The sequence below is a fragment of the Streptomyces sp. NPDC048473 genome, from assembly GCF_043200155.1.
GTDB lineage: Bacteria > Actinomycetota > Actinomycetes > Streptomycetales > Streptomycetaceae > Streptomyces.
On the sequence record NZ_JBICXE010000017.1, the window covers coordinates 94,988 to 118,916 of the forward strand.

Sequence of the window (23,929 nt, forward strand, 5' to 3'; positions counted from 1 at the left end):
GCGGCCGAATGCCGCATTCCGGCGCGGCGGAGGAGGTTGGCCATGGCCATTTCGATCTCACTGGTGGTGCTTCTGCTGATCCTTGCGGTGATCTTCCTTCGCAACGGGGGGCTGAAGATCTCGCATGCGCTGGTCTGCGCCATGCTCGGCTTCTTCCTCGCGGGCACGAGCATGGCGCCGACCATTCAGAACGGCCTGACGGCCACGGCCGACGTCGTCAGCAGCCTCAAGCCCTGACTTCGGAGGCCCGTTCGGTGACCGGGGCCCCGAGGGCGCGGTCACCGGACATCGTATGCAGTGCCGCCGCCAGCCGGTCCCGGGCCTCGGTCTGGGCCGCGATCCGCCCGTCGAGGACCGCGAGCCGTTCCCAAGCGATCTGCAGACCCCTGGCGGAGGGCGGCGCCGCCGCCACATCGCCGTCCAGGCAGGGCAGGAACACCCGTACGTCCTCCAAGGTGAGCCCGACAGCCAGCAGATGACGGATGTTGCGGACTCTCGTCACGGCCCGCTCGTCGTAGACGCGATAGCCGTTGGGGGCCCGCTCGGAGGAGATCAGCCCGGCCTGCTCGTAGTGGCGCACCGCACGAGCGGTCGTCCCCGTCGCCTCGGCCAGTTCGCCGATCCGCACACCCACCACCCCCCGGGTCACTCCTATCACGCCACGACCGCCCCGCCGTCGACGGGCAGGACGACCCCGGTGATGAACGACGAGGCCGGTGCGGCGAGATGAGTGATCGCCCGGGCCACCTCCTGCGCCCTGCCCACACGCCCGAGCGGGGTGTGCGCCAACTGCCATGCGCGGACGGCCGTCATCTGCGCGGGAGTCAGGCCCTGATGCTCACCGATCGGGGTGTCGATCGCACCCGGCGCGACCGCCACCACCCGGATTCCGCGCGGCGCCAGCTCGACCGCCCAGCTGCGGGTGAGCGTCTCCAGGGCCGCCTTGGACGCCGCGTACACGGAATTGCCCGGCCAGGCCCGCTGCCCGACCGACGTACTGACATTGACGATCACCCCGCCGGATGCCGCCAGCAGCGGCAGAGCGGCTTGGGACAGCAGGATGGGAGCGATCAGATTCGTTGCGATCTGAGGCGCGATCATCCCGGTCGTGTACGTGCCGAGAGCACCACTGCGAACGATTCCGGCGTTGTTGACCAGCACGTCCACTCGGCCGTGACGCTCCACCGCCATCTCGATGATGCGGTCGGGCCCGCCCCCGGCGGTGATGTCGGCCACCAACGGCTCGATCAGGTCATGTGCGGTCGCGGTCTCCCTGAGAGGCTCGGCCCGCCGCCCCACGGCGAGAACGACGGCGCCCTCGTCGGCGAAGGCGCGTGCGGTGGCTCGGCCGATGCCGGTTCCGGCTCCGGTGACGACGACGATCCGGCGGGTCTGTGGTGTGGGGTTGCTGTCCATGCCCGTCATCGTTCAACCCTGCCGTCAGTGACAAGGTCAAGCCGCTGAGGGGAGTACCCGGAGGCCAGGCGCGGGCTTCCGTGCCCGCCTGAATCGATCGGAGGTGATCGGAGGCGATCCGGAACAGGGCGGATACGGGCCGACTTCACGAACAGAAGATGATCGTCCTGAGCAGTCGGCATCACGATGCCGTCATCCGGGGACGGCCGGTATGCGGGGATGAAACGGTCCGAGGCGACACAGACGGACCGGCCGACGGCCCGAACAGGGCCTGGCACCGGACCCCGTACCTCCCCAAGGACCTGGAGAACGCCGCCATGTCTTTCCCGCCCCTCGGACGCGATTCGGGCGCCGCTCACCACGACTACTGCACCACTGGCCGCTGCTGCCGCTGCCAGCAACGACCCTGGACGACCAGGATGGACGATGAACGGCTCTGCGGTCCGTGTGCCGCCTGTTGCCGTGAATGCGGCCGTGCCCCGGCACCGCATCTGGACGGGCTCGACGGCGGCCTCTGCCTCGACTGCCGCGGCCTGTGCGGCCGTTGCCGTTCACCGCTGCCGCCCGAGGGCGGGTGTCCGTGCCGGAAATGGCGGGAGAGGGCGGGGAACGACCCGGTCGGTTACGTCCTTCAGGCGTTTCCCCAGCCGCTGATGCAGGCGCTCGGTCACCGCCTTCCGCCCGCTCTTCCCGAACTGATCCATCAGGAGCTGACCCGGCGAAGCGCCGACCAGCTCCTGGACCGGCTCGAACGCCGATGGAATCTCCGCTGGGCCCATGCGCTCCACGAGAAGGGCGAGGACGGCAGGCATCGCTGGAGTGCTCAGGAGATCGCTGAGCAGCTGCTGCGTCCGGGGTCCTGCTCCAACCCGCAGTGCGAGGACGGCTGTCTCGTCACCACCGACACCGCGTGTACACACTGCCGAAGGCCCGAGCACCGCTTCGTTCCCTCGGTTGCCGACCGGGCTGCCACATCGGACCACGCACGGGCCACGGCCGCCGAGATCCGACGGGCGATGCTCGACCACCGCGACCGCGGGCGACGCCACGGCGGACGGTCCGGTCCCGTACACGGCTGATTCCGGCCGGCCGTATCGCGATGCGCCTTGTTGCGAGGCCGTGAAGCGGGCATGAAACACCGCGCACTTCCATGGACACCTCAAGACGGTCGCTCTAGCGTCGGGCGGCGGCGCGACCCCCGTACCCGACCGAGGAGTCCGATGTTTCCGTCGTCCCGAAGAGCGCGTGCCCGCGCACTGACCCTGGCGCTCACCCTCTGCGGCACCGCGCTCCTGACGCCGGGCGCCGCGGCCTCGGCGGGCGAGATCCCCAAGGCGCCAGGACACCGTCTGGTCGGCGACTACGAAGGGGCGCCCGCCACGGCTTCGCCCGTCCCCGGACAGGCACCGCCGCAGCACCCCTTCCTTGCCCCCAACGGGCGCAGCACCATGCACGCCGATGCGGCGGGCAGCGCCACCTATCCGTACTCCGGGCCCCTCGGCCGCGGCCCCGAAGTCCGCAGCGAACAGATCGCCCCGCTCGGCGGGGAGTGCGCCACCGCCACCTTCGACTCGGCGGGCCGGCTGATCACTGTGTGCGGCACGTTCACCGGGTTCCTGCTCAAGCTCCTCGATCCGCGCACCCTCGACACCCTGGCCGAGTACAAGCTCCCGCAGCGCTCCTCGACCGTCGAGGCCATCACCCGCCTCGACTTCTCGAAGATCTTCAAGGACACCTCGGGCGGCGCCTACTTCTACCTCGACAACCGGGACCGGGTGGTTCTCGCCGACTCTCGTCAGCACATCCTGCGGATCGCCCATGAGCAGGCGGCGGACGGCAGCTGGCACTTTGCCGTCGACAACGACTGGGACCTCACCGGCCAGGTGCCGCACGACTGCGTCAGCTGGACCAACCTCTTCCCCAGCGGCATCTGCGACCCCGTCACCTCCGTGATGCCCGACTGGCAGGGTCGCGTCTGGTGGGTGACCCGGCTCGGCCGCGTCGGCACGGTCGACCCCGGGACCTCCGTCATCCGCTCCGTGCAACTCATGGGGGAGGAGATCCAGAACTCGTTCTCCGTCGCCGAGGACGGAGTCTCGATCGTCTCCGACCACGCCCTGTACAGTTTCGCGGCATCGTCGGACGGAACCCCGCAGGTGCAGTGGCGGCAGACGTACGACCGGGGAACCGGCACCAAACCCGGCTCGGTCAACCAGGGCTCCGGCACCACGCCGGACCTCTTCGGTGACGGCGACGACTATGTCGCGATCACCGACAACGCCGACGACCGGATGAACGTCCTGGTCTACCGCCGCGCCGTCGGCGTCCCCGCGGACCGGCGCCTCGTCTGCAAGGTCCCGGTCTTCGGCTCCGGCGCCTCGACCACCGACAACTCCATGATCAGTCGGGGCAACAGCCTCGTCGTCGAGAACAACTACGGCTACGAGAACGTGACGTCACTGCTGCTCGGGAAGAGCGTCGTCGGCGGTGTCGCCCGGATCGACGTACGGGCCGACGGCAGCGGCTGCGACACCGTGTGGCAGAGCGCCGTCCGTTCACCCTCGACCGTCCCCAAACTCTCCACCGCCAACGGTCTGCTGTACTTCTACGAGAAGGAACCCAACAGCCTCGGCATCGACGCCTGGTACCTCACCGCCGTGGACTTCCGCACCGGCGAACGCCGTTGGAAGAAGCTCACCGGCACCGGCCCCTCGTACGACAACAACTGGGCACCGGTCACGATCGGTCCCGACGGAACGGCGTACGTGGGTGTGTTCAACGGCATCGTGGCGGTACGGGACACGGCGTGACCGCGGCAGGCGCGCTGCGGCTCACCGGGTGGCGCGGACCTGCGGGGAGCGCAGCCATTCGGTGAGCAGGCGGTTGACGTCGGCGGCGCGCTCCTGCTGGATCCAGTGCCCGCACCCCTGCAGGATGTGGGAGGAGACCAGGCCGGGAAGCGTCTTGGGGAAGCTCTCGATGGCGTCGGCCATCCAGGTGGTCGACGCGTCGAGTTCCCCGCCGATGAACAGCGAGGGCTGGGTGATCGGCGCACCGTCCCAGGCGGCGAGGTCTTCCCAGTCCCGGTCGACATTGCGATACCTGTTGAGCGCCCCCGTCAGCCCGGTCCGCTCGAACTCCGCCGCGTAGAAATCGAGATCGGCCTCGCTCAGCCAGGAAGGGAGGGTGTCGGCGGCGAACCGGTCGCGGAGCCGTGCCCCCGGCGGGACGAAGAAGAGACTGCCTTCGCCGTCCGAGGGCATCGTGTCGGCGGAGAGCCCGGCGTAGAACCCGGCCAGCCAGCCGCGCACATCGGGTTCGATCTCCGCCTCGGCCCGTCCCGGGGACTGGAAGTAGCTGATGTAGAACTCCTCGGCACCGCCGATGCGGCCGAAGGCGTCGGTCGGCCGGTGACCGTTCCGCGGCGCGTACGCAACGCTGAGCAGTGCCACGGAGGTGAAGACATCGGGCATGAGCAGCGCACTGCCGGCGGCGATGGTCGAACCCCAGTCATGGCCCACAACCGTCGCGGTCCGTTCACCGAGTGCGTGTACGACCCCGACGTTGTCCGCGACATGGTCCGGCATCCGGTACGCCTCCACATCGCCGGGTTTCGACGAGCGCCCGTAGCCGCGCACATCGATGGCGACTGCGCGAAAGCCTGCCGCGGCCAGGGCCGGAAGCTGGTGGCGCCACGAGTACCACGACTCGGGGAAGCCGTGGACCAGCAGGACCAGCGGGCCGGTGCCCTGCTCCACCAGGTGGATACGGCCTCCGGGTACCTTCACCACCCGGTGGACGGCGTCCGGCGGCGGAGCGGCGGAAAAGTCGGTGGGCGGCATGTGGTTCTCCTCGCGGACGTGACCGGCTGCGGTGCGGTGGCCGGCGACGCGGGTCACCGGGCCGGGAGCGCCTCGACCGTCGGTACCACCTGTGCCACGATCATTCGGCCACCGCCACCACGCCACAAGCATTCTTGCCGTTACGGCAAACCACCGCTGTGCGGCGTCGCCTCATGGGCCGACGAGCCGGGACCGGATCAGGAAACGCACGCCCTCCGGAGCCTCCAGAGAGAATCCACTGCCCCGCCCCTCCACCACATCGACGATCAGCCGGGTGTGCGCCCACAGTTCGAACTGACTCTTCGACATCCAGAACGGAACACTCTCCGCCACCCCGTCGACATCGAGCGAGGCCAGTAGCACGTCGGAGCCGCCGGTACGGAACTCTCCGTCCTGGTAACACATGGGCGCACTGCCGTCGCAGCAGCCGCCCGACTGATGAAACATCAGCGGACCGTGGGCCTCACGCAACAGGCGCACCAGATCGGCGGCCGCGGGGGTCAGCTCCACGAGCGGCGCGTCCGGCGGGCTCATCGCGGACGGCTCGAACGGAGGCTTTCCGGCACGCAGTTGGCCGGGATGCGGATTCTTCGTCTCGTCTCGGTTCATGCATCAGCCCTTGTCGCATCGGATGGCGCACCGGTCGGCTGGGACGATATGGACGAACGCTACCAGTCCGGCTCCGTTCAGCAAGGGGCTCAGCTCGCCTTCGCCCATGCGTAACGGTGCTCGGGCCGGCCGGTGTCGCCGTACTTGAGGCTGAGGCTGATGCGGCCCGCGCCCTCCAGGTACTTGAGATATCGCTGGGCGGTGGAGCGGCTCAGGCCGGCCCGGGTGGCGACCTCATGGGCGGACAGTGGTTCGTCGGCGGCCGACAGGACATGGCGGATGACGTCGGCCGTGGGCGCGGAGTGGCCCTTGGGCAGGGCCGCCGCGGGGCCGGAGTCCGCGGTGCGAAGGGCGCCGAAGATCTGGTCGACCTGCTCCTGCCCCGCCTCGCCGTGGCCGCCGCCCACGCCTTCGAGGGTGCGGCGCAGGACCGCGTAACTCTCCAGCTTGGACCGCAGACCGGCGAAGCTGAACGGCTTGACCAGGTACTGCAGGGCGCCGTACCGCATGGCGGTCTGGACGGTCGACACATCACGGGCCGCGGTCACCATGATCACATCGGCCGGGTGGCCGAGCTGGCGCAGCCGCCGTACCAGTGTCAGCCCCGTCTCGTCCGGAAGATAGTGATCGAGAAGAACGAGATCGACATGTTCGCGCTCCAGGAAGGCGAGCGCCTGCGCGGCAGTGTGCGCACGGGAGATGACACGGAAGCCGGGGACCTTGGCCACATAAGCGGCGTTGATCTCGGCAACGCGGAAGTCGTCGTCCACCACCAGGACATCGATCATCGCAACTCTCCCACTTCGGACAGCGGCCGGATGCTGAGTGCCTCGGGCAGGACGACGGTGAAGACCGCGCCACCGCCGGCCCGGGCCGTGACGCGGGCCGCGCCACCGTAGCGCTCGGCCAGTCGGCGCACCAGCGCCAGACCCAGACCGCGTCCGCGATGCGCGGGGGACTCCTTGGTGGACCAGCCCTCGGTGAAGATCTGCTCGCGCATGCCGGGAGGCACCCCGGGACCGTTGTCGCTGACCCGCAGGACCGCGGTGGTGCCCTCGGCGAGAAGCTCGACCTCGATGAACGAGGCGACGTCCAGCGCGTTGTCGATGAGGTTGCCGAGGACTGTCACCAGATCGCGCGGGTCCACCACCACGTCCGGGAGCCGGGTGGCCGCAGAGATGCGCAAGGACGCGCCCCGCTCCGCCGCGATGGCAGACTTGCCCACCAACAGCGCCGACAGCAGCGGATCGTTGACGCGCTCCGCGACCTGCTCCGCCGATGCCCGGTGACCGTTGGCCACCTCCGCGACGAACTCCACCGCGGCATCGTGCCTTCCGAGTTCCAGCAGCCCGAGCAGGGTGTGCAGCCGGTTGGCGTGCTCGTGGTCCTGGGCGCGCAGCGCGTCCAGCAGTCCGTGCGTGGAGTCCAGTTCACGTCCGAGCAGCTCCAGCTCGGTACGGTCGCGCAGGGTGACGACGGCTCCGCCGTCGCCGGTGGGCATGCGGTTGGCGATCAGCACGCGTCCATTGCAGACGGTGATCAGGTTGTCGCCGTCGACCCGTCCCGCCAGCACCTCCGTCGTACGGCCCGGCGGCAGCACCTCGCCCAGCGCCCGTCCGACGGCGTTCTGGTCCAGCTCCAGCAGACGCTGCGCCTCGTCGTTGAGCAACCGGATCCGGCCCCGGGCGTCGAGGGCGAGAACGGCCTCGCGAATGCTGTGCAGCATGGCCTCGCGCTCGTCCAGCAGGGCGGAGATGTCCGCGAAGGCAAGTCCATGGGTGCTGCGCTGCAGCCGCCGCGAGACGGCCAGGGCGGCCAGCACGCCCGCGGCGAGCGCCGCTCCGGAGTAGAGCAGCAGACCGGGAATGGCGCCGAGCAGCCGCTCATGGACGCTGTCGTAGGCGATGCCCACCGAGACGGCACCCACGATGGTCCCGTCCCTGTCGCGCAGGGGGACCTTCGCGCGTGCCGAGCGGCCCAGGGTTCCGTTGTCGATCTGCATGATCTCCCGGCCGCCCAGAGCGGTGCTGGGATCGGTCGAGACGTGTCTGCTGATCTGTGCGGTGTCGGTGTGCGACCAGCGCACCCCGCGGGTGTCCATGACCACGATGTAGAGCGCTCCGGTCGCCCGCCGGATCCGCTCCGCCTCGGCCTGCACCGGTCCGGTGGGGCTGGGGTCGGTGCTTGTCAGGTTGTGCACCAGGCCGGGTTCGGCGGCGGCGGTCTGGGCGATGGACAACGCCTGATGCATCGCCTGGTCGTCGAGCTGGTGGCTGAGGGGCGCGAGGAAGAGCCCGGTGACCAGCATGATCACGCCGGTGGTGATGGCCACCTGAGTGAGGAGCACCTGGGCGAAGACACGGCGGGGCCAGTGAATCCGCATGTGCTTCGACCTCTGCCTTCCGCCAGCCAGGAACCTGATGCTCCGCTTCGTGCGTGTGTGAACGCAACGTAAACGTCACCGTCGCCAATGACCAGTCCTCGTGGCGCATTCGTTGCCGCAGCGTGAGCAGAACGAGCAGAACCGCGGGTTATGAGCAGAAGCAGGAGTTGTGAGCGCAAGGGTGCCCACGTCCCCGGGCCGCACTTAGCGTCCCGCTCCATGAACAGCGAAACGAGCCCCGCCATCGAGCTGCGGGGGGCGAGCAAAGCGTTCCGGACTCCGTCGGGGGCGCTCCACACCGCCGTACGGGATCTGGACCTCACGATCGGGCGCGGCGAGTTCGTTGCCGTGGTGGGACCTACCGGATGCGGCAAATCGACAACACTGACACTGGTCAGCGGCCTGGAGGAGCCCACCGAGGGCGAGGTGCTGGTCGCCGGTGAGCCGGTGCGAGGCATCGGCGACAAGGTCGGCTTCGTCTTCCAGCAGGATGCGGTCTTCCCCTGGCGCACCGTGCTGTCCAACGTGATGGCAGGCCCCCGCTTCCGGGGCGTGGCGAAGCCCGAGGCGAAGGAACGCGCCCGGGAGTGGCTCGCCCGGGTCGGCCTGTCCTCTTTCGAGGACCGCTATCCCCACCAACTGTCCGGCGGTCAGCGCAAGCGTGTCGCACTCGCGGCCACGTTCGTCAACGATCCCGAGATCCTGCTCATGGACGAGCCCTTCTCCGCACTTGATGTGCAGACCCGGGCCCTGATGTCGGACGAACTGCTGGAGTTGTGGGCCGGGACCGGCGCCTCCGTCGTCTTCGTCACCCATGACCTGGAGGAGTCCATCGCGCTGGCCGACAAAGTCGTGGTCATGACCGCGGGACCGGCCACCGTCAAGGAGGTCTTCGAGATCGATCTGCCCCGCCCGCGCAAGGTCGAACAGGTGCGTCTGGAGCCCCGGTTCCTTGAGATCTACCGGGAGATCTGGTCCTCGCTCGGCGAAGAGGTCCGCATCACCCGCGAGAGGGGTGCGCTCAATGTCGCCTGACTCCATCACCGCGAGCGCCGCCGTCACCAAGACCGAGCGGACCCAGGCCAGAGCGCGCGCCACCCGCAACCGCAGGTTCCTCGTGCTCGGAAGCCGGATCGCACTGCTCTTCGTGGTCATCGGGCTGTGGGAGTGGCTGGCCCGGACCGCAGTCATCGATCCGTTCAACTTCTCCATGCCGTCGAAGATCTGGGACCAGATCCGCACCTGGGTCGTCGACGGCACCGCCCAGGGCTCCCTGTGGGAGCAGATCTGGTACACGCTCTACGAAGCGCTGCTCGGCTGGGTCATCGGTGTGATCGCCGGTGTGCTGCTCGGAATCGCGCTGGGCCGCGTCCGCTTCGCCGCCGATGTCCTCGGCCCGTACATCAAGGTGCTCAACGCCCTGCCGCGTATCGTGCTCGCCCCGATCTTCCTCATCTGGTTCGGCCTCGGCCCGGCCTCGAAGGTCGCCTCCGCGGTCGTCCTCGTGTTCTTCCCCGTCTTCTTCAACGCCTTCCAGGGCGCAAGGGAGGTCGACCGCAATCTCGTCGCCAACTCCCGCATCCTGGGCGCCAGCAACCGCCAGGTCACCCTTCAGGTGGTCATCCCCTCGGCCACGTCGTGGATCTTCACCAGCCTGCATGTGAGCTTCGGCTTCGCGCTCATCGGCGCCATCGTCGGTGAGTACATCGGTGCCACCAAGGGACTCGGGCTGCTGGTCGCCGCCTCTCAGGGCACGTTCAACGCCGCCGGTGTCTACGCCGCGATGGTCATCCTCGCGGTCGTCGCGCTGCTGGCCGAAGGCCTGCTGACCTTCCTCGAAAAGCGGCTCTTCCGCTGGAAGCCGGCCGAGGCCGACACCGCCCGCTGACGCCCACCGCCATCCGCACACCCGACTGTTTCTTCACAAGGACGTGAATCACATGCGTACATCTACCCGGATCTCGGCCGTCGCCGTCGCCGGCGCACTCGCCCTGACCACCCTCACCGCCTGTGGCGGCGACTCCACCTCGGCCTCCGGTGACAAGAACGACAAGGTCAAGATCATGGTCGGGGGCCTGGACAAGGTCATCTACCTGCCCGCGATGCTGACCGAACGGCTCGGCTACTTCAAGGAGGAGGGGGTGTCGGTCCAGCTCCTGACCGAGCCCGCGGGCGTCCAGGCCGAGACGGCCCTGGTCTCCGGCGACGTCCAGGGCACAGTGGGCTTCTACGACCACACCCTCGACCTTCAGGTGAAGGGCAAGCAGGTCGAGTCGGTCGTCCAGTTCTCCCAGGCTCCCGGCGAGGTCGAGATCGTCTCCAACAAGGCGGCGGGGGACGTCAAGTCGGCGAAGGACTTCAAGGGCAAGAAGCTCGGTGTGACGGGCCTCGGCTCCTCGACCGACTTCCTGACGAAGTATCTTGCGGTGAGCAACGATGTGAAGACCAGCGAATTCACGCCCGTGGCGGTCGGAGCGGGGCAGACGTTCATCTCCGCCCTTCAGCAGGGTTCCATCCAGGGCGGAATGACCACCGATCCGACGGTCGCCACCATCCTGGACAAGAAGCTCGGCAAGATCCTCATCGACATGCGGACGCCCGAGGGCTCCAAGCAGGCGCTCGGCGGGCTCTACCCGTCGTCCAGCCTCTATATGCAGACCGAGTGGGTCAACAGCCACAAGGCCACCGTCCAGAAGCTGGCCAACGCCTTCGTCAAGACGCTGAAGTGGATGTCCACGCACAGCGCCGACGAGATCGCCGCGAAGATGCCCGCCGACTACGCCCAGGGCGGCGGCAAGGCTCTCTACGCGGAGGCGATCAAGAGCACGCTGCCCATGTTCACCACGGACGGCGTCATGCCCGCGGACGGCCCCGCCACCGTCGAGCGGGTCCTGAAGGCCTTCAACCCGAACCTGAAGGACGCGAAGGTGGACCTCGCCAAGACGTACACCACGGAGTTCGTCAAGAAGGCGAGCTGACCGCGGGCGCCGTCGGCGCCCGCGCACACCGGACCCGCCCGTCTCGATGCCCCGCCTACTGCCTCCAGTTCGGGGGCTGGGCGGGGTCGAGTGTCCGCCACTGGGCGAGGACCTTGGGGTCCTGTGCGTCGAGCCAGTCGGTCAGTTCACGGAAGGACACACAGCGCACCTCCTTGCGTGGGCAGACCTCTCGCATGGTTTCCTCGGCGGCATCCATGTAGATCCCGCCGTTCCAGTCCTCGAAGTGATTTCCGATGAACAGCGGTGCCCGGCTGCCATTGAACACCCGCTCGAATCCGGCGACGTAGGAATCCCGTGCCTCCTTGCGCCACGTCCGGTACTGCGCGGGGTCGCCCTCGGTGCTGCCTTCCGACTGGTTGTAGAGGAAGTTGAAGTCCATGGACAGCACCTGGAAGTCCTTGCCCGGGAACGGAAGCATCTGCAGCGGAAGGTCCCAGATGCCGTTCTTCTTGGACGGCCAGATCTGGAAGTCGCCCGGGGAGCTCGCGTCGTAGCGCCAGCCGAAGGGCTTGGTCGCCGGCAGAAGGGTCTTCTGGCCTTCGAGACAGGGGGCCCGCCCGCCGACGACCTCGCGGGTGGGGTCGAAAGGCAGCGGATCGAGATCCTTGAAGCCTGTGTTCGTCTTCCAGTTCTGCACGAAGGAGTAGAACTGGTTGATCTCGCTGATCCACTCGTCCGTACTCCAGTCCCCGCCGCCCTTCTTCTCGCAGAAGTGGCCGTTGAAGTGGGACCCGATCTCGTTGCCCTCCCGCCAGGCGTCGCCGAGCTGTTCCAGCGTCATGCGGATGTGTTCGCGCGTCGGGTACGAGATCGCAGCCGCTCCGGGCTTGTGCTGGGGCGGCTCGTAGAGGTTCCTCTTCTCCTTCGGGAGCAGGTAGATACCGGTGAGGAAGAACGTCATGTGCGCATTGCTCTCCTTCGCCGCACGGCGGAAGCGTGAGAACATGCGATCGTCGCCCTCCAGCGCACCGTCCCACGAGAACACCACGAACTGGGGCGGCTTCTCACCCGGCTTGAGTCGCTCGGCCTTCAACTGGCCGGGCTGCGGCCCGGTGTAGGACGTGGAACCGTCCCCCAGAATCTTGACCTTCCCGTCCCACTTCTCCTCTTCCGTCTTCTTCCCGTCGCCCCCGCGATGCTCCCGGGCGGTGGGCGTCGGCGCGGCGACGGTGCTCGTGCCCTGCTGCGGGGTCCGGCTGTCAGAGGAATCGCCGGACGCCAGCGGGATCAGCGCCGCGGAACCCGACGCCACAAGACATGCGGCGAGCCCCAGGACGATACGGGGCGTCAAGCGGGCCCGTATTCGGCGAACGGCAAATTTTGCTCTGGTATCTGTCACTTCGTCATGGCTTCCGTGTATGTGTTCCAGATCTGGGACGAGAGCTTCTTGCCGGCCGCCGAGCCGCCGAGCCCCTTCAGAGGCAGTGGCGCCAGACTCTTCGTCAGGTCCATGCGGTACACGACAACGGCCGTGGACGCGGCCCGGTTGTAACCGATGTACCAGCGCGCGGTGTCGTCCTCGGTGGTTCCGGCCTTGGCGGCGACCGGCGAGGCGAAGGCGGAGCCGCTCTCCCCGCCGGGCCGTACGAGCGATGCAGTGACCTCGTCGGCGACGGCGGGCCGCACGGCGCGCTTCGCCTGCGGCAGATCCAGGCGGACCGGCTCGCCGTTGCGCGTGACCTTTCGTACCGAGTACGGATCGGTGTGCATGCCGTGGGCCGCGAACATGCCGTACGCGTCGGCCATGCGGATGGCGCTCGGCGTGGAGTTGCCCATCAAGAACGCGGGAACGGGTGGACCGAAGCTGGACGGGAGCAGCCCGGATGCCTCGGCCGTACTGCGGACCTGCTTCAGTCCCGCATCCATACCGAGTTGGAGGAACGGGGAGTTCACGGCCTTCGCCATGGCGTCGTGCAGGCTGATGCGGCCGTAGGAGTGGTCGCCGTCGTTCTGGCCCTTGACCATCTTGCCGCTGCGGTCCCAATAGGGGCCTTCGGGCGTAATAACCGGAATGTCGTCGTCACCGTCGTACACGGTCGAGGGAGTGACGGTGGTCCGGGGGCCGTTGCGCTTGCGTGAGACGCCGTGCTCCAGGCCGGCGGCGTAGACGAACGGCGTGAACGCCGAACCGGCCGGGACGGTGCTCGCGTTGGATTCATTGAAGGCCTGCCGCTCGAAGTCCGGTCCGCCGTACACGGCGAGGATCCGGCCGTCCGGGGCAACGGACGAGGCCCCGAACCGGACATGGCGGTCGGCCTTGCGCTGCTCGGGATCGAGTGTGTCGCGCGCATCCTTCACGGCCCGGGTGAGGGCGGTCATCCGCGGCTTCTCGAACGTCGTGTAGATCTGGTAGCCGCCGAGGTCGAAGCGTGCGTCGGAGATGTGCCCGGCACGCTTGGCGTACGACTCGGCGAGCTGGACGAGGTAACCGTCCTGCCCGGCCGTGCTGTTCGGCTTGTGAGGGGGCTTCGGCTCGGGAAAGGTGGTGTACCGGGCACGCTCGGCCGGGCTCAGCTTGCCGATCTTCACCATGCGGTCCAGCGTCCACTGCCATCGTTCGACGGCGCGCTCACGGTTGTGCGGGTTGATGGCGGGATCGTAGAGCGAGGCCCCCTTGAGCAGGGAGGCGAGGAACGCACCCTCGCTTGCGTTGAGTTGGGTGACCTCTTTGCCGTAGTAGGCCTGGGCCGCGCGCTGGAGGCCGTAGGTGCCACGGCCGAACCAGCTGGTGTTCAGATATTCCTCAAGGATCTTGTCCTTGCTCACATGGCGGTCGAGTTTGACCGCGAGCAGCATTTCGGTGAACTTGCGGGAGAAGGACTGGTCCTGCGAGAGGTAGACGTTCTTGACGTACTGCTGGGTGATGGTCGATCCGCCCTGGGTGTCTCCCTCGCCGACCGTGCGCCACAGGGCACGGGTGATTCCCTGCGTCGATATGCCGTGGTCCGAGTAGAAGTCGGCATTCTCGGCCGCCAGTACGGCCCATCGGACATCGTCGGGAATCTTCGACAGGGGCATCTCCTGGCGTCTCACCCAGCCGGTACGGGCCATGGGAGTGCCGTCGGCCCAGTAGTAGACGGTGTCCTGCTGGGTGGCGAACGCATTGAGGTCCTTGGGGATGTCCGTACGCGCATAGGCGATGCCCACCACGGTCGTGAGCGTCGCGGTGAACATCAGGAACGAGCCCACGACCAGGCGCCACGAGGGCACCCATCTTCGCCAGCCGCGCCGGCCTGTGCGTGGATAGTCCGGTTTGCGCGGCAGGTGCAGGCGCGGCCGCTTCGCCTGTTTCCGGCGTCCCGTCCCGGGGACCAACACGGCCCGGGCGGCATGCGCCGTTCTGCTGAATATGTTGTGCTGTGTCATTCCGTCCAGCCATGACAGGCCGGGCCGGCCGCGAACTACGACCGTGCCCGTACACGTGTAGTGGTCATTGCTCGTCCGCCGCCATGCGCCATCTCGGCCGGCCCTGTCCAGGGCCCTGCGGACGCCTGCCCGCGCTCGGCGGGCGGCAGAGTCATTCGTCTCGGCCGGTGTATGGCATGTGCATCCCCAGGTTCAGTTCAGGCCGTGCGGCTGCTGATCGGACTGAAACGCCCAGAGGGTGGCCACGAGCTCCCCCCTCGCCGACTCCGCCGCAGCAAAGGCCAAAGCATGACCGAGAGTTGCGTCGCGAAGTCACGTAAAGATAACAGGCCGCCGGGGCGGGGCATGCCTCCCGGCCCTGCCCGGCCGTACGGGGGCGTAGTTGGGCTCGTACCGAAAGCTCGGCTCTGCGTCATGTCGCTGCTTGGTTCATTCCGATCCGCTGAGCACGGGGCTCGGTGCCGGGGTTCCACTGAGTGGTCGCCGATGCGTTCGCTTTCGGGTGACTTCGCGGCCGGTTGCCGGCGGACCCCCGCCCGCAGTGCCCCACCATCGCAACCAGCCGGATCTGCCCGGCGTTGGGAGATCGTCGTGCACATCCTGCTCGTGGCGAGCGCGTTCAACAGCCTCACTCAGCGTGTTCATGCTGAGCTGAGGGACCGCGGCCACGCCGTAGCGGTGGAACTCGCGACTCCGGAGGCGTCCGCGCGCGACGCGTCGCTGCGGCGCGCCGTGCGCGAGTTCGCGCCCGACCTCATTCTGGCCCCGTTGCTGAAGACTGCCATCCCCCGGGACGTGTGGACGGCGCACACCTGCCTCGTCGTCCACCCCGGCCCGCCGGGCGACCGCGGACCTTCCTCCCTCGACTGGGCCATCCACGAGGGTGCGGACACCTGGGGTGTGACCGTCCTTCAGGCCGACGAGGAGATGGATGCCGGGGACATCTGGGCGTCGGTCACCTTTCCGGTGCCTCCGGTGGGCAAGAGCGACCTGTACCGCAATGAAGTTTCCGACGCCGCGTTGCAGGCCGTGCACCTCGCCGTCGGGCGCTTCTCGTCCGGTACGTACGTACCTCGTCCGCAGACCGGCGGAGATGAGGAGTCGCGCATCCGTACGCGGCCGTACCTCCGTCAGGAGCACCGTCGCATCGACTGGGAGTCGGACTCCACGCAAGCGGTCCTCCGCAAGCTGCGCGCCGCCGACTCCTGGCCCGGCGTGCTCGACGAACTGCTCGGGGGCGAATGGTTTCTGCACGGGGGGCACCCGGAATACGAACTGCGCGGCGGACCGGGCGAGCTGGTGGCCGTACGGGCAGGCGCCGTCTGCCGGGCGACGACCGACGGCGCGGTATGGATCCCTGAGCTCCGTCCCCGCCGCAGGCCGGGAGGACCCGCCACATTCAAGCTGCCCGCTGTGACGGCGCTCGCCGGGCGTCTGCCCGCGCTGCCTGAGCACCCTTCGCCGCTGTACGAGGAGGGGCGAAGGCGTGACTGGAGCGACATCAGCTATCGCGAGGAGGGTCAGGCCGGATTCCTCTCGTTCTCCTTCCCCGGCGGTGCGATGAGCACGACGCAGTGCCGACGCCTGCACGACGCCTACCGGCTGGCCTGTCGACGGCCCACGTCGGTGCTCGTACTGGGAGGAGGCCGGGACTTCTTCTCCAATGGCATCCACCTCAATGTCATTGAGGCCGCTGCTGACCCCGGCCAGGAGTCCTGGGCCAACATCAACGCCATGGACGACCTCGTGGAGGCCGTGCTGACCACCACCGACCGGCTGGTGGTCTCCGCCGTGGGCGGGAACGCGGCCGCGGGCGGGGCGATGCTCGCCCTGGCCGCGGACGAGGTCTGGTGCAGGTCGGGGGCGGTGCTGAACCCGCACTACCGCCTGATGGGGCTGTACGGCTCCGAGTACTGGACGTACACGCTGCCGCGCAGGGTGGGGGCCGCCGCCGCGGAGCACCTCACCGGCAAGGCGCTGCCGGTGAGCGCCGAGGCCGCTGTGCGGCTCGGTCTCGCCGACCGGACGGTCGACTGCGATGCGCAGTCGTTCGCGGGCGAGGTCGTCTCGCCGGCCGCCCGTCTTGCCGCGTCGCCCGTGGCACTGTCGCGGATCGCTGCGAAGAAGGCCGAACGGGAGCGGGACGAGGCCCACAGGCCCCTGGCCGACTACCGGGAGGAGGAGCTGACCGCGATGCGGCGGACCTTCTTCGATCCACGGTCGTCCTACCACGCACTGCGGCGTGCATTCGTGCTCAAGGATCCCCCGTCCGGCCGGCCGTCACACCTCGTCCCGGCCACGACCGGCAGATCCGCAGGGGACCGGCCCGCCCGGGAGCCCGCCGTCACCGCACTGGCGGTGCACCATGCCGCACCCGCACCCAGCGCTTGCTACGAAGAACAGTGAAGGTCGATATGTCGGCCTTCGTGTGTCTCTTTCCAGGGAGGCATCCTCATGGATGCAGCAACGTCGAACACCGTGGACGCACCCGCTGCGGCCACCGGAGAAGAGCCCCCGATCCATATCCTCTGGATCAACGCGGGGTTGAGCTGTGACGGCGACTCGGTGGCCCTGACCGCCGCGATGCAGCCGAGCATCGAAGAGATCGTGACCGGTGCGCTGCCCGGTCTGCCCAAGATCGAGGTCCACTGGCCGCTGATCGACTTCGAATGTGGCCCCGTGGGCGGTGCGGACACGTTCATCGAATGGTTCTTCAAGGGTGAGCGGGGCGAGATCGACCCCTTCGTCCTGGTCGTCGAGGGTTCCATCCCGAACGAGACGATCAAGCCGGAGGGCTACTGGTGCGGCTTCGGTGACAACCCGGAGACCGGCCAGCCGATGACCACCAGCGAGTGGATCGACCGGCTGGCGCCCAAGGCCCTGGCGGTCGTCGCCATCGGGACCTGCGCCACGTACGGCGGCATTCACGCGATGGCCGGCAACCCGACCGGTGCCATGGGCCTGCCCGACTACCTCGGCTGGGACTGGAAGTCGAAGGCCGGAATCCCGATCGTGTGCGTGCCGGGCTGTCCGATCCAGCCGGACAACTTCTCGGAGACCCTGACGTATCTGCTGTACCAGGCGGCGGGATCCGCTCCGATGATTCCACTGGACGACAAGCTCCGTCCGACCTGGCTGTTCGGCGCCACCGTGCACGAGGGGTGCGACCGGGCCGGCTACTACGAACAGGGCGAGTTCGCCCAGACCTACGACTCGCCCAAGTGCCTGGTCAAGCTCGGCTGCTGGGGCCCTGTCGTCAAGTGCAACGTACCCAAACGCGGCTGGATGAACGGCATCGGAGGCTGCCCGAACGTCGGCGGTATCTGTATCGCCTGCACCATGCCGGGTTTCCCCGACAAGTTCATGCCGTTCATGGACGAACCACCGGGCGCCAAGGTCTCCAGCACTGCCAGCGGTGCGTACGGGGCGGTGATCCGCAGGCTCCGGGCGATCACGGCGAAGACCGTGGACAAGGAGCCGAAGTGGCGGCACAAGGGGGACCGGCTGACCACCGGCTACCGGCCCCCGTGGTGAACACGCCCAGGACAGCGACCGCACTCCACACCTTCCGGTGACGACCCCACCTCCCGCTTCTCAGAAGGGCTACGGCACACACGATGGCACCGAAAACTAAGGCGGCCGGCGACGGCAGCGGCCTGGTGGAGATGGCCTGGGATCCGATCACCCGGATCGTGGGCAGTCTCGGTATCCATACGAAGATCGACTTCAAGCAGAAGCGTGTCGCGGAGTGCTACAGCACCTCGTCGGTCTTCCGCGGCTACAGCGTCTTCATGCGGGGCAAGGACCCCCGGGACGCGCACTTCATCACCAGCCGCATCTGCGGAATCTGCGGCGACAACCACGCCACGTGCTCCGTGTACGCGCAGAACATGGCGTACGGAGTGAAGCCGCCGCACCTCGGTGAGTGGATCATCAACCTCGGCGAGTCCGCGGAGTACATGTTCGACCACAACATTTTCCAGGAGAACCTGGTCGGGGTCGACTACTGCGAAAAGATGGTCCGCGAGACCAATCCCGGCGTCCTGGAACTCGCCGAGCGCACCGAAGCGCCGCATGCCGGGGAGCACGGATACCGCACGATCGCCGACATCATGCGCTCGCTCAACCCCATCGAGGGCGAGTTCTACCGCGAGGCCCTCCAGGTGAGCCGCTACACGCGGGAGATGTTCTGCCTGATGGAGGGGCGCCATGTGCACCCCTCCACGCTCTACCCGGGCGGAGTGGGCACGATTGCCTCCGTCCAGCTCTTCACGGACTACCTCAGCCGCCTCATGCGCTATGTGGAGTTCATGAAGCGGGTCGTGCCCCTGCACGACGACCTGTTCGACTTCTTCTACGAGGCCCTGCCCGGGTACGAAGAGGTCGGTCGCCGACGGGTGCTGCTCGGCTGCTGGGGAGCGCTCAACGACCCAGAGCACTGCGACTTCACGTACGCCAACATGAGCGACTGGGGACGGAAGATGTTCGTCACCCCCGGTGTGATCGTGGACGGCAAGCTGGTCACCAACGACCTCACCGAGATCAACCTCGGCATCCGGATCCTGCTGGGCAGTTCGTACTACGACGACTGGGAGGGCAAGGAGCAGTTCGTCACCCATGACCCGCTCGGCAACCCGGTCGACCCCCGCCACCCGTGGAACCAGCACACGATCCCCGCGCCGCAGAAGCGGAACTTCGACGACAAGTACAGCTGGGTGATGTCGCCGCGCTGGTTCGACGGCAAGGACCACCTGGCCCTGGACACCGGCGGCGGCCCCATCGCGCGGCTGTGGTCCACCGCGCTCTCCGGACTCGTCGACGTCGGCTACGTCAAGGCCACCGGCCACAGCGTCGTCATCAATCTGCCGCGCACCATGACCAAGCCCGAGACCACCTTCGAGTGGAAGATCCCGAAGTGGAGCAACGCGCTGGAGCGCAACCGCGCCCGCACCTACTTCCAGGCGTACGCGGCCGCGATCGCGCTGCACTGTGCCGAGAAGGGGCTCGCTGAGGTCCGCGCCGGACGTACACAGACCTGGGAGAAATTCGAGGTCCCCGACGAGAGCATCGGCGTCGGATTCACCGAGGCCGTGCGCGGCGTGCTGTCGCACCACATGGTGATCAGGGACGGCAAGATCGCCAACTACCACCCCTACCCTCCGACGCCGTGGAACGCCAGCACCAGGGACACCTACGGAACTCCCGGGCCCTACGAGGACGCCGTGCAGAACACGCCGATCTTCGAGGAGAACCCGCCGGAGAACTTCAAGGGCATCGACATCATGCGCGCCGTACGCAGCTTCGACCCCTGTCTCCCGTGCGGCGTCCACATGTACGTCGGCGGGGGCAGGACCGTGCAGAAGATGCACGTGCCCACCGGGCTGAGCGGACTGGGCGGATGAGCGCAACCACGGGTACTTCCGGCGCGGAGCGGGCCGGACAGCGTGTCGACGAGGTGCTTGAGCAACTGACGGCGGCCGGTGACCGCAAGGCCTCCGCGGCGGCCGAGGAGCTGGTGCGGGTCCTGATGGACTTCTACGGTGCCGGACTGGCCCGGATCCTCGACGGGCTCCGGGCCGCACCGGGCCGCGAAACCGGCGACACCCTGGACGAACTCCTGGGCGACGACCTCGTGTCGAGCCTGCTGGTCCTGCACGACCTGCACCCCGAGGACACCGGAACGCGCATCGGGCGGGCACTCTCGGCCGTCCGTGATCCCGTCGAGGTGGTGACCTTCGACGAGAGCACGGGCACCCTGCGCCTGCGGACCGCTGGCACCGGCGGCTGCGGCTGCACCGGCGCGTCGTCGGCGCAGCAGTCCGTCGAGAACTCCCTGGCCTGCTTCGCACCGGAAGTGACCACGGTCGAGATGGAGCCGGTCTCCGCCACTCAGGAACCGGCACTCCTTCAGATCGGAACCCGCCCGCCGCAGGGCGCGGCAACCGTCAGGCCGGTCCCGGCCAGGACGCCATGAGCGCGCCCCGGACGACGGCCGGGCGGCCCGCGCCCGCCTCGGGCGTGCACACGCTGCGGCGGTTCGCGGCGCCGCGTGAACCCCGGCAGGAGCGGTGCGAACTCTGCGGAGTGACGGTGGCCGAGGGGAACCACCGGCATCTGGTGGACACCGAGCAACGTTCGCTGGCGTGCGCCTGCACCCCGTGTGCCCTGCTGTTCGAGCGGCCCGGCGCCGCCCACGGCCGGTTCCTGAGCGTCCCGGACCGCTACCTGGCCGACCACGACCACCGTCTCGACGACAACGCGTGGGAACTCCTGCAGATCCCGGTCAGTGTCGCGTTCTTCTTCCGCAACGCCGCGCTGGACCGGCTGGTGGCGCTCTACCCGAGCCCTGCCGGAGCCACCGAGAGCGAACTCGATCCGTCGACCTGGCAGACGGTGCTCGGCGGCAGCCGCCTCTCCGAGCTGCTCGAACCCGACGTGGAAGCACTGCTGTTGCACCGGTCCGAGGGCCGGGCCGAGTGCTACCTCGTACCGATCGACATCTGCTACGAGCTGGTGGGACGCATGCGCCTGCTGTGGCAGGGCTTCGACGGCGGAGCCGAGGCCCGCGCCGATCTGCAGGCCTTCTTCGAACACATCGAACACCGGGCCGGGGCAGCGGAAGGGAAGCGACGACCATGACGGACTTCACCTTCACCTGCACCGGCGTACGCGCCGACCCGTATGCCGCCGGCCCCACCCTCGTCTTCCGGCTGCGCATCACCGCGTCCGCAGAGACGCGGGTGCACGCACTCGCGCTGCGCTGCCAGATCCGCATCGAGCCGGCCCGGCGCGGCTACGGAACGACCGAGGCCGAGGGCCTGACGGACCTGTTCGGAGAGCGCTCACGCTGGGGCAGCACACTCCAGCCCGTGCAGTTCGCCCAGGTCCCGGTCATGGTTCCCGCGTTCACCGGGGCGACCGAGACGGACGTCGTCGTGCCCTGCACCTATGACCTGGAGATCGCCGCGACACGGTATGTGAACGCGCTGACGGATGGTGAGGTGCCGCTCCTCATGCTCTTCTCCGGCACCGCCTTCACCGGTTCCGGCGGCTTCCGGGTCGAGCCGGTTCCCTGGGATCTGGAGGCGCCCTTCCGGATGCCAGTGGCGGTGTGGCGGGAGATGGTCGATCAGCACTTCCCCGGATGCGGCTGGATCCGCCTTCCTCGCGACACCATGAACGCGCTGCTCGAATTCCGCTCCCGGCACGCACTGCCCTCCTGGGAGGCGACCGTCCGGGCGCTTCTCGACGCGGCCGGGACCACGGCCCTCCAGCGGCCGGACCGAGGATTCGCCGACGCCGGGCTCGCCGGACTCGCCGAGAGGACGGCGCAATGACCACATCCGCGCTCACCCCCGCGCTGGAAGCCCGTTTCGCCGCCGCCCGGGGCGTGGCCGACGCCGTCCTCTTCGAGGGCTATGTCCTGTACCCGTACCGCGCGTCGGCGGCCAAGAACCGGCTCCGCTGGCAGTTCGGGGTACTCGTACCACCGGCCTGGGCGGCAGCCGCCGACGAGCACGACTTCCAGCACACCGAGTGTCTGATGGAACCGAAGACCGACGCGGCTCTGGCGGTCGAGGTGCGGTTCCTGCACGCCCAACGGCGCACCGTGCAGCAGCTCCGCGACGACGGCACCTTCGAGACCGTCCCCGAACTCCACCTCACCGACCGGGTCCTGGTTCCCTGGGACGAGGGTGCGGAGGAACGCGTCGAAGTGCTCGCCACCATGGCCGAACTCACCGGCGACGGGGTTGTCGTCCCCTTCACGCGCCCGGCAGGCGAGGCGAACGAAACCGTCCACGACGAGGACGGCCGGACCGTGGGCCGCCTGGTGCGCCGCTGCGAGGAGATCAGCGGCGCGGTACGGCTGTCGGCTGCCGAACTCGACGGCCCGTACCGGGCGATGCGGCTCACCGCCGTCGTGGAGAACACCAGCACATGGACGCCGGATGCCGGTGACGCCGGCCGCGACGCCGCTCTGCCCAGGTCGCTGGTGGCCGCCCACCTTCTCCTGGGCCTCAGCGCAGGCTCGTTCCTGTCGATGACGGACCCTCCCGAATGGGCCAAGGGGGCGGTCGCGGGCTGCCGGAATCTGCACACCTGGCCCGTACTGGCCGGTGAGCCCGGCCGCACGGACCTGGTGCTCTCGTCCCCGATCATCCTTGAGGACCACCCGGCCATCGCCCCGGAGAGCCCCGGAGCGCTGTACGACTCCACAGAGATCGACGAGATCCTCGCGCTGCGCACGGCGGCCCTGACGGACCAGGAGAAGCGCGAGGCCCGGGGGACGGACGACCGGGCGGCCGCCGTGATCGACCTGGCCGACTCGATGCCCCCCGAGGTCCTGGAGCGGCTGCACGGCGCGGTACGGGCCCTGCGGGAAGTCACCGAGCCGGGTGCGCCCGCGGCCGTTGTGCCGGACGGATTTCCGCAACTGCCGGAAGGAGCCGACGAATACGACCTGATCCGGCCGGACCAGCCGTGGTGGGACCCGGCAAGCGACGGCGGCGCGGACCCGGCGCGGGACCGGATCCTGGTGGACGGCCGGTCGGTGGGCGCGGGCAGCCGCGTACTCCTGCGGCCGGGCCTGCGCCGCACCGACGCCCAGGACCTCTTTCTGCAGGGTTGCAGCGCACTGGTCGAAGCAGTACTTCACGACGTGGACGGGGGAGTGCACCTCGCGGTCACCGTGGAAGGCGATCCGGGTGCGGACATCCGGCGGGAGCAGGGCCGGTTCCTGTACTTCCAGCCCGACGAAGTCGCACCGCTGGAGGACGCATGACACGAGCGACGACTCTGGTCGCGGGCGTCGGGAACATCTTCCTCGGCGACGACGGCTTCGGTGTCGAGACCGTACGGCGACTGGCGTCAGGACCCCTTCCCGGCCACGTCGAAGCGGTGGACATCGGGGTCCGCGGAGTCCACCTCGCATACCAGCTCCTCGACGGGTACGACACGCTGTTCCTGATCGATGCCACCCGACGCGGCGGCGATCCCGGAACGCTGTATCTGATCGAGGCCGACCGGCCCGGCCGTATCGAGCCGCAGGAAGCTCTGCTCGACGGCCACCGCATGTCCCCCGACACGGTCCTGACCCTGCTGGAAACCCTGTGTGCCGGGACGGGCTGCATTCCCCCGAGACGCATCCTGGTCGTCGGATGCGAACCTGCCTGCGTCGAAGAGGGCATCGGCCTGAGCGATCCCGTGGCCGCTGTCGTACCGGAGGCCGTGAACATGGTCCTGCGCCTTGTGCGGGACGACGAACGGACCGCGCCCACCGCACAGTCGGCGGCCGGCCCGGCCAACAACTGAGG

General features: G+C 68.5%; 22 protein-coding genes. 14 read left to right on the forward strand and 8 right to left on the reverse strand.

The genetic code is table 11. The features are described from left to right. The first annotated feature begins 42 nt into the window (after positions 1 to 42). Positions 43 to 237 (forward strand): hypothetical protein, encoded by a 195-nt coding sequence (locus tag ACGFU7_RS25685; RefSeq protein WP_393698596.1) that lies wholly within the window; start codon positions 43 to 45, stop codon positions 235 to 237. On the opposite strand, the gene ACGFU7_RS25690 is transcribed toward ACGFU7_RS25685, so the two are convergent. Together ACGFU7_RS25690 and ACGFU7_RS25695 are read right to left on the reverse strand one after the other, a co-directional pair. Then, positions 227 to 628 carry a MerR family transcriptional regulator gene (locus tag ACGFU7_RS25690; protein WP_393698709.1) on the reverse strand — a complete coding sequence of 134 codons (402 nt, stop codon included), beginning with the start codon at positions 626 to 628 and terminating at the stop codon, positions 227 to 229. The two genes, ACGFU7_RS25685 and ACGFU7_RS25690, sit on opposite strands and share 11 nt — an antisense overlap. Positions 629 to 654: 26 nt before the next feature. After that, on the reverse strand, positions 655 to 1,425 hold the full coding sequence (locus ACGFU7_RS25695) for an SDR family NAD(P)-dependent oxidoreductase (protein ID WP_393698598.1): 771 nt from the start codon (positions 1,423 to 1,425) through the stop codon (positions 655 to 657). Between the two features lie 308 nt (positions 1,426 to 1,733). On the opposite strand from ACGFU7_RS25695, the gene ACGFU7_RS25700 reads away from it, so the two are divergent. Together ACGFU7_RS25700 and ACGFU7_RS25705 are read left to right on the forward strand one after the other, a co-directional pair. Beyond that, positions 1,734 to 2,495, forward strand: a complete 762-nt coding sequence (locus tag ACGFU7_RS25700; RefSeq protein WP_393698600.1) for a hypothetical protein — start codon at positions 1,734 to 1,736, stop codon at positions 2,493 to 2,495. A gap of 141 nt (positions 2,496 to 2,636) precedes the next feature. After that, complete coding sequence (locus ACGFU7_RS25705; RefSeq protein ID WP_393698602.1) at positions 2,637 to 4,226, forward strand: hypothetical protein; 1,590 nt, start codon at positions 2,637 to 2,639, stop codon at positions 4,224 to 4,226. Positions 4,227 to 4,247: 21 nt separating this feature from the next. On the opposite strand, the gene ACGFU7_RS25710 is transcribed toward ACGFU7_RS25705, so the two are convergent. From ACGFU7_RS25710 to ACGFU7_RS25725, 4 genes are all read right to left on the reverse strand, one after another. Then, entirely contained in the window at positions 4,248 to 5,258 is a 1,011-nt protein-coding gene (locus ACGFU7_RS25710) for an alpha/beta fold hydrolase (protein WP_393698711.1), read from the reverse strand. Positions 5,259 to 5,429: 171 nt separating this feature from the next. Further along, positions 5,430 to 5,792, reverse strand: a complete 363-nt coding sequence (locus ACGFU7_RS25715) for a DUF779 domain-containing protein (RefSeq protein ID WP_393698713.1) — start codon at positions 5,790 to 5,792, stop codon at positions 5,430 to 5,432. A 164-nt stretch (positions 5,793 to 5,956) separates the two neighbouring features. Beyond that, positions 5,957 to 6,655 (reverse strand): response regulator, encoded by a 699-nt coding sequence (locus tag ACGFU7_RS25720; RefSeq protein ID WP_393698603.1) that lies wholly within the window; start codon positions 6,653 to 6,655, stop codon positions 5,957 to 5,959. Then, entirely contained in the window at positions 6,652 to 8,250 is a 1,599-nt protein-coding gene (locus ACGFU7_RS25725; protein ID WP_393698605.1) for an ATP-binding protein, read from the reverse strand. The genes ACGFU7_RS25720 and ACGFU7_RS25725 overlap by 4 nt, the downstream gene beginning before the upstream one ends. Positions 8,251 to 8,469: 219 nt before the next feature. On the opposite strand from ACGFU7_RS25725, the gene ACGFU7_RS25730 reads away from it, so the two are divergent. Genes ACGFU7_RS25730 through ACGFU7_RS25740 form a run of 3 tightly spaced genes read left to right on the forward strand, consistent with a single transcriptional unit; the run spans position 8,470 to position 11,228 of the window. Next, on the forward strand, positions 8,470 to 9,285 hold the full coding sequence (locus ACGFU7_RS25730) for an ABC transporter ATP-binding protein (protein ID WP_393698607.1): 816 nt from the start codon (positions 8,470 to 8,472) through the stop codon (positions 9,283 to 9,285). Then, complete coding sequence (locus ACGFU7_RS25735; RefSeq protein WP_393698608.1) at positions 9,275 to 10,138, forward strand: ABC transporter permease; 864 nt, start codon at positions 9,275 to 9,277, stop codon at positions 10,136 to 10,138. The genes ACGFU7_RS25730 and ACGFU7_RS25735 overlap by 11 nt, the downstream gene beginning before the upstream one ends. 52 nt (positions 10,139 to 10,190) lie before the next feature. Beyond that, positions 10,191 to 11,228 carry an ABC transporter substrate-binding protein gene (locus tag ACGFU7_RS25740; RefSeq protein ID WP_393698610.1) on the forward strand — a complete coding sequence of 346 codons (1,038 nt, stop codon included), beginning with the start codon at positions 10,191 to 10,193 and terminating at the stop codon, positions 11,226 to 11,228. A gap of 55 nt (positions 11,229 to 11,283) precedes the next feature. Here the strand turns inward: ACGFU7_RS25740 and ACGFU7_RS25745 are convergent, their stop codons facing one another. Together ACGFU7_RS25745 and ACGFU7_RS25750 are read right to left on the reverse strand one after the other, a co-directional pair. Then, complete coding sequence (locus ACGFU7_RS25745) at positions 11,284 to 12,540, reverse strand: hypothetical protein (RefSeq protein ID WP_393698612.1); 1,257 nt, start codon at positions 12,538 to 12,540, stop codon at positions 11,284 to 11,286. A 44-nt stretch (positions 12,541 to 12,584) separates the two neighbouring features. Further along, positions 12,585 to 14,615, reverse strand: coding sequence for a transglycosylase domain-containing protein (locus ACGFU7_RS25750; RefSeq protein WP_393698614.1), 2,031 nt, complete (start codon positions 14,613 to 14,615; stop codon positions 12,585 to 12,587). 591 nt (positions 14,616 to 15,206) lie between these two features. Here ACGFU7_RS25750 and ACGFU7_RS25755 point away from each other — a divergent pair. From ACGFU7_RS25755 to ACGFU7_RS25790, 8 genes are all read left to right on the forward strand, one after another. Then, on the forward strand, positions 15,207 to 17,021 hold the full coding sequence (locus tag ACGFU7_RS25755) for an enoyl-CoA hydratase-related protein (RefSeq protein ID WP_393698616.1): 1,815 nt from the start codon (positions 15,207 to 15,209) through the stop codon (positions 17,019 to 17,021). 48 nt (positions 17,022 to 17,069) lie between these two features. After that, positions 17,070 to 18,149 carry a hydrogenase expression protein HypE gene (locus tag ACGFU7_RS25760; RefSeq protein WP_393698618.1) on the forward strand — a complete coding sequence of 360 codons (1,080 nt, stop codon included), beginning with the start codon at positions 17,070 to 17,072 and terminating at the stop codon, positions 18,147 to 18,149. Positions 18,150 to 18,232: 83 nt separating this feature from the next. Continuing rightward, positions 18,233 to 20,017, forward strand: a complete 1,785-nt coding sequence (locus tag ACGFU7_RS25765) for a nickel-dependent hydrogenase large subunit (RefSeq protein ID WP_393698620.1) — start codon at positions 18,233 to 18,235, stop codon at positions 20,015 to 20,017. Continuing rightward, positions 20,014 to 20,589 (forward strand): hypothetical protein, encoded by a 576-nt coding sequence (locus ACGFU7_RS25770; RefSeq protein ID WP_393698622.1) that lies wholly within the window; start codon positions 20,014 to 20,016, stop codon positions 20,587 to 20,589. Before ACGFU7_RS25765 ends, ACGFU7_RS25770 begins: the two co-directional genes overlap by 4 nt. Further along, entirely contained in the window at positions 20,586 to 21,254 is a 669-nt protein-coding gene (locus tag ACGFU7_RS25775) for a DUF5947 family protein (protein ID WP_393698624.1), read from the forward strand. Before ACGFU7_RS25770 ends, ACGFU7_RS25775 begins: the two co-directional genes overlap by 4 nt. Then, the gene (locus ACGFU7_RS25780; RefSeq protein ID WP_393698626.1) at positions 21,251 to 21,952 is read left to right on the forward strand and encodes a DUF6084 family protein; all 702 of its coding nucleotides are present in this window, start codon (positions 21,251 to 21,253) and stop codon (positions 21,950 to 21,952) included. Before ACGFU7_RS25775 ends, ACGFU7_RS25780 begins: the two co-directional genes overlap by 4 nt. Next, a complete protein-coding gene (locus ACGFU7_RS25785; RefSeq protein WP_393698628.1) occupies positions 21,949 to 23,397 on the forward strand; it encodes a hypothetical protein in 1,449 nt (482 codons plus the stop codon). Before ACGFU7_RS25780 ends, ACGFU7_RS25785 begins: the two co-directional genes overlap by 4 nt. Next, positions 23,394 to 23,927, forward strand: a complete 534-nt coding sequence (locus ACGFU7_RS25790) for a hydrogenase maturation protease (protein WP_393698630.1) — start codon at positions 23,394 to 23,396, stop codon at positions 23,925 to 23,927. The genes ACGFU7_RS25785 and ACGFU7_RS25790 overlap by 4 nt, the downstream gene beginning before the upstream one ends. Positions 23,928 to 23,929: the final 2 nt, after the last annotated feature.

Coding starts and splice junctions, on each gene's coding strand:
- ACGFU7_RS25770 (WP_393698622.1), top strand. CDS start 20,014: ATGAGCGCAACCACGGGTACTTCCGGCGCGGAGCGGGCCGGACAGCGT.
- ACGFU7_RS25750 (WP_393698614.1), bottom strand. CDS start 14,615: ATGACACAGCACAACATATTCAGCAGAACGGCGCATGCCGCCCGGGCC.
- ACGFU7_RS25715 (WP_393698713.1), bottom strand. CDS start 5,792: ATGAGCCCGCCGGACGCGCCGCTCGTGGAGCTGACCCCCGCGGCCGCC.
- ACGFU7_RS25700 (WP_393698600.1), top strand. CDS start 1,734: ATGTCTTTCCCGCCCCTCGGACGCGATTCGGGCGCCGCTCACCACGAC.
- ACGFU7_RS25740 (WP_393698610.1), top strand. CDS start 10,191: ATGCGTACATCTACCCGGATCTCGGCCGTCGCCGTCGCCGGCGCACTC.
- ACGFU7_RS25710 (WP_393698711.1), bottom strand. CDS start 5,258: ATGCCGCCCACCGACTTTTCCGCCGCTCCGCCGCCGGACGCCGTCCAC.
- ACGFU7_RS25790 (WP_393698630.1), top strand. CDS start 23,394: ATGACACGAGCGACGACTCTGGTCGCGGGCGTCGGGAACATCTTCCTC.
- ACGFU7_RS25785 (WP_393698628.1), top strand. CDS start 21,949: ATGACCACATCCGCGCTCACCCCCGCGCTGGAAGCCCGTTTCGCCGCC.
- ACGFU7_RS25720 (WP_393698603.1), bottom strand. CDS start 6,655: ATGATCGATGTCCTGGTGGTGGACGACGACTTCCGCGTTGCCGAGATC.
- ACGFU7_RS25735 (WP_393698608.1), top strand. CDS start 9,275: ATGTCGCCTGACTCCATCACCGCGAGCGCCGCCGTCACCAAGACCGAG.
- ACGFU7_RS25760 (WP_393698618.1), top strand. CDS start 17,070: ATGGATGCAGCAACGTCGAACACCGTGGACGCACCCGCTGCGGCCACC.
- ACGFU7_RS25695 (WP_393698598.1), bottom strand. CDS start 1,425: ATGACGGGCATGGACAGCAACCCCACACCACAGACCCGCCGGATCGTC.
- ACGFU7_RS25765 (WP_393698620.1), top strand. CDS start 18,233: ATGGCACCGAAAACTAAGGCGGCCGGCGACGGCAGCGGCCTGGTGGAG.
- ACGFU7_RS25685 (WP_393698596.1), top strand. CDS start 43: ATGGCCATTTCGATCTCACTGGTGGTGCTTCTGCTGATCCTTGCGGTG.
- ACGFU7_RS25730 (WP_393698607.1), top strand. CDS start 8,470: ATGAACAGCGAAACGAGCCCCGCCATCGAGCTGCGGGGGGCGAGCAAA.
- ACGFU7_RS25725 (WP_393698605.1), bottom strand. CDS start 8,250: ATGCGGATTCACTGGCCCCGCCGTGTCTTCGCCCAGGTGCTCCTCACT.
- ACGFU7_RS25775 (WP_393698624.1), top strand. CDS start 20,586: ATGAGCGCGCCCCGGACGACGGCCGGGCGGCCCGCGCCCGCCTCGGGC.
- ACGFU7_RS25780 (WP_393698626.1), top strand. CDS start 21,251: ATGACGGACTTCACCTTCACCTGCACCGGCGTACGCGCCGACCCGTAT.
- ACGFU7_RS25705 (WP_393698602.1), top strand. CDS start 2,637: ATGTTTCCGTCGTCCCGAAGAGCGCGTGCCCGCGCACTGACCCTGGCG.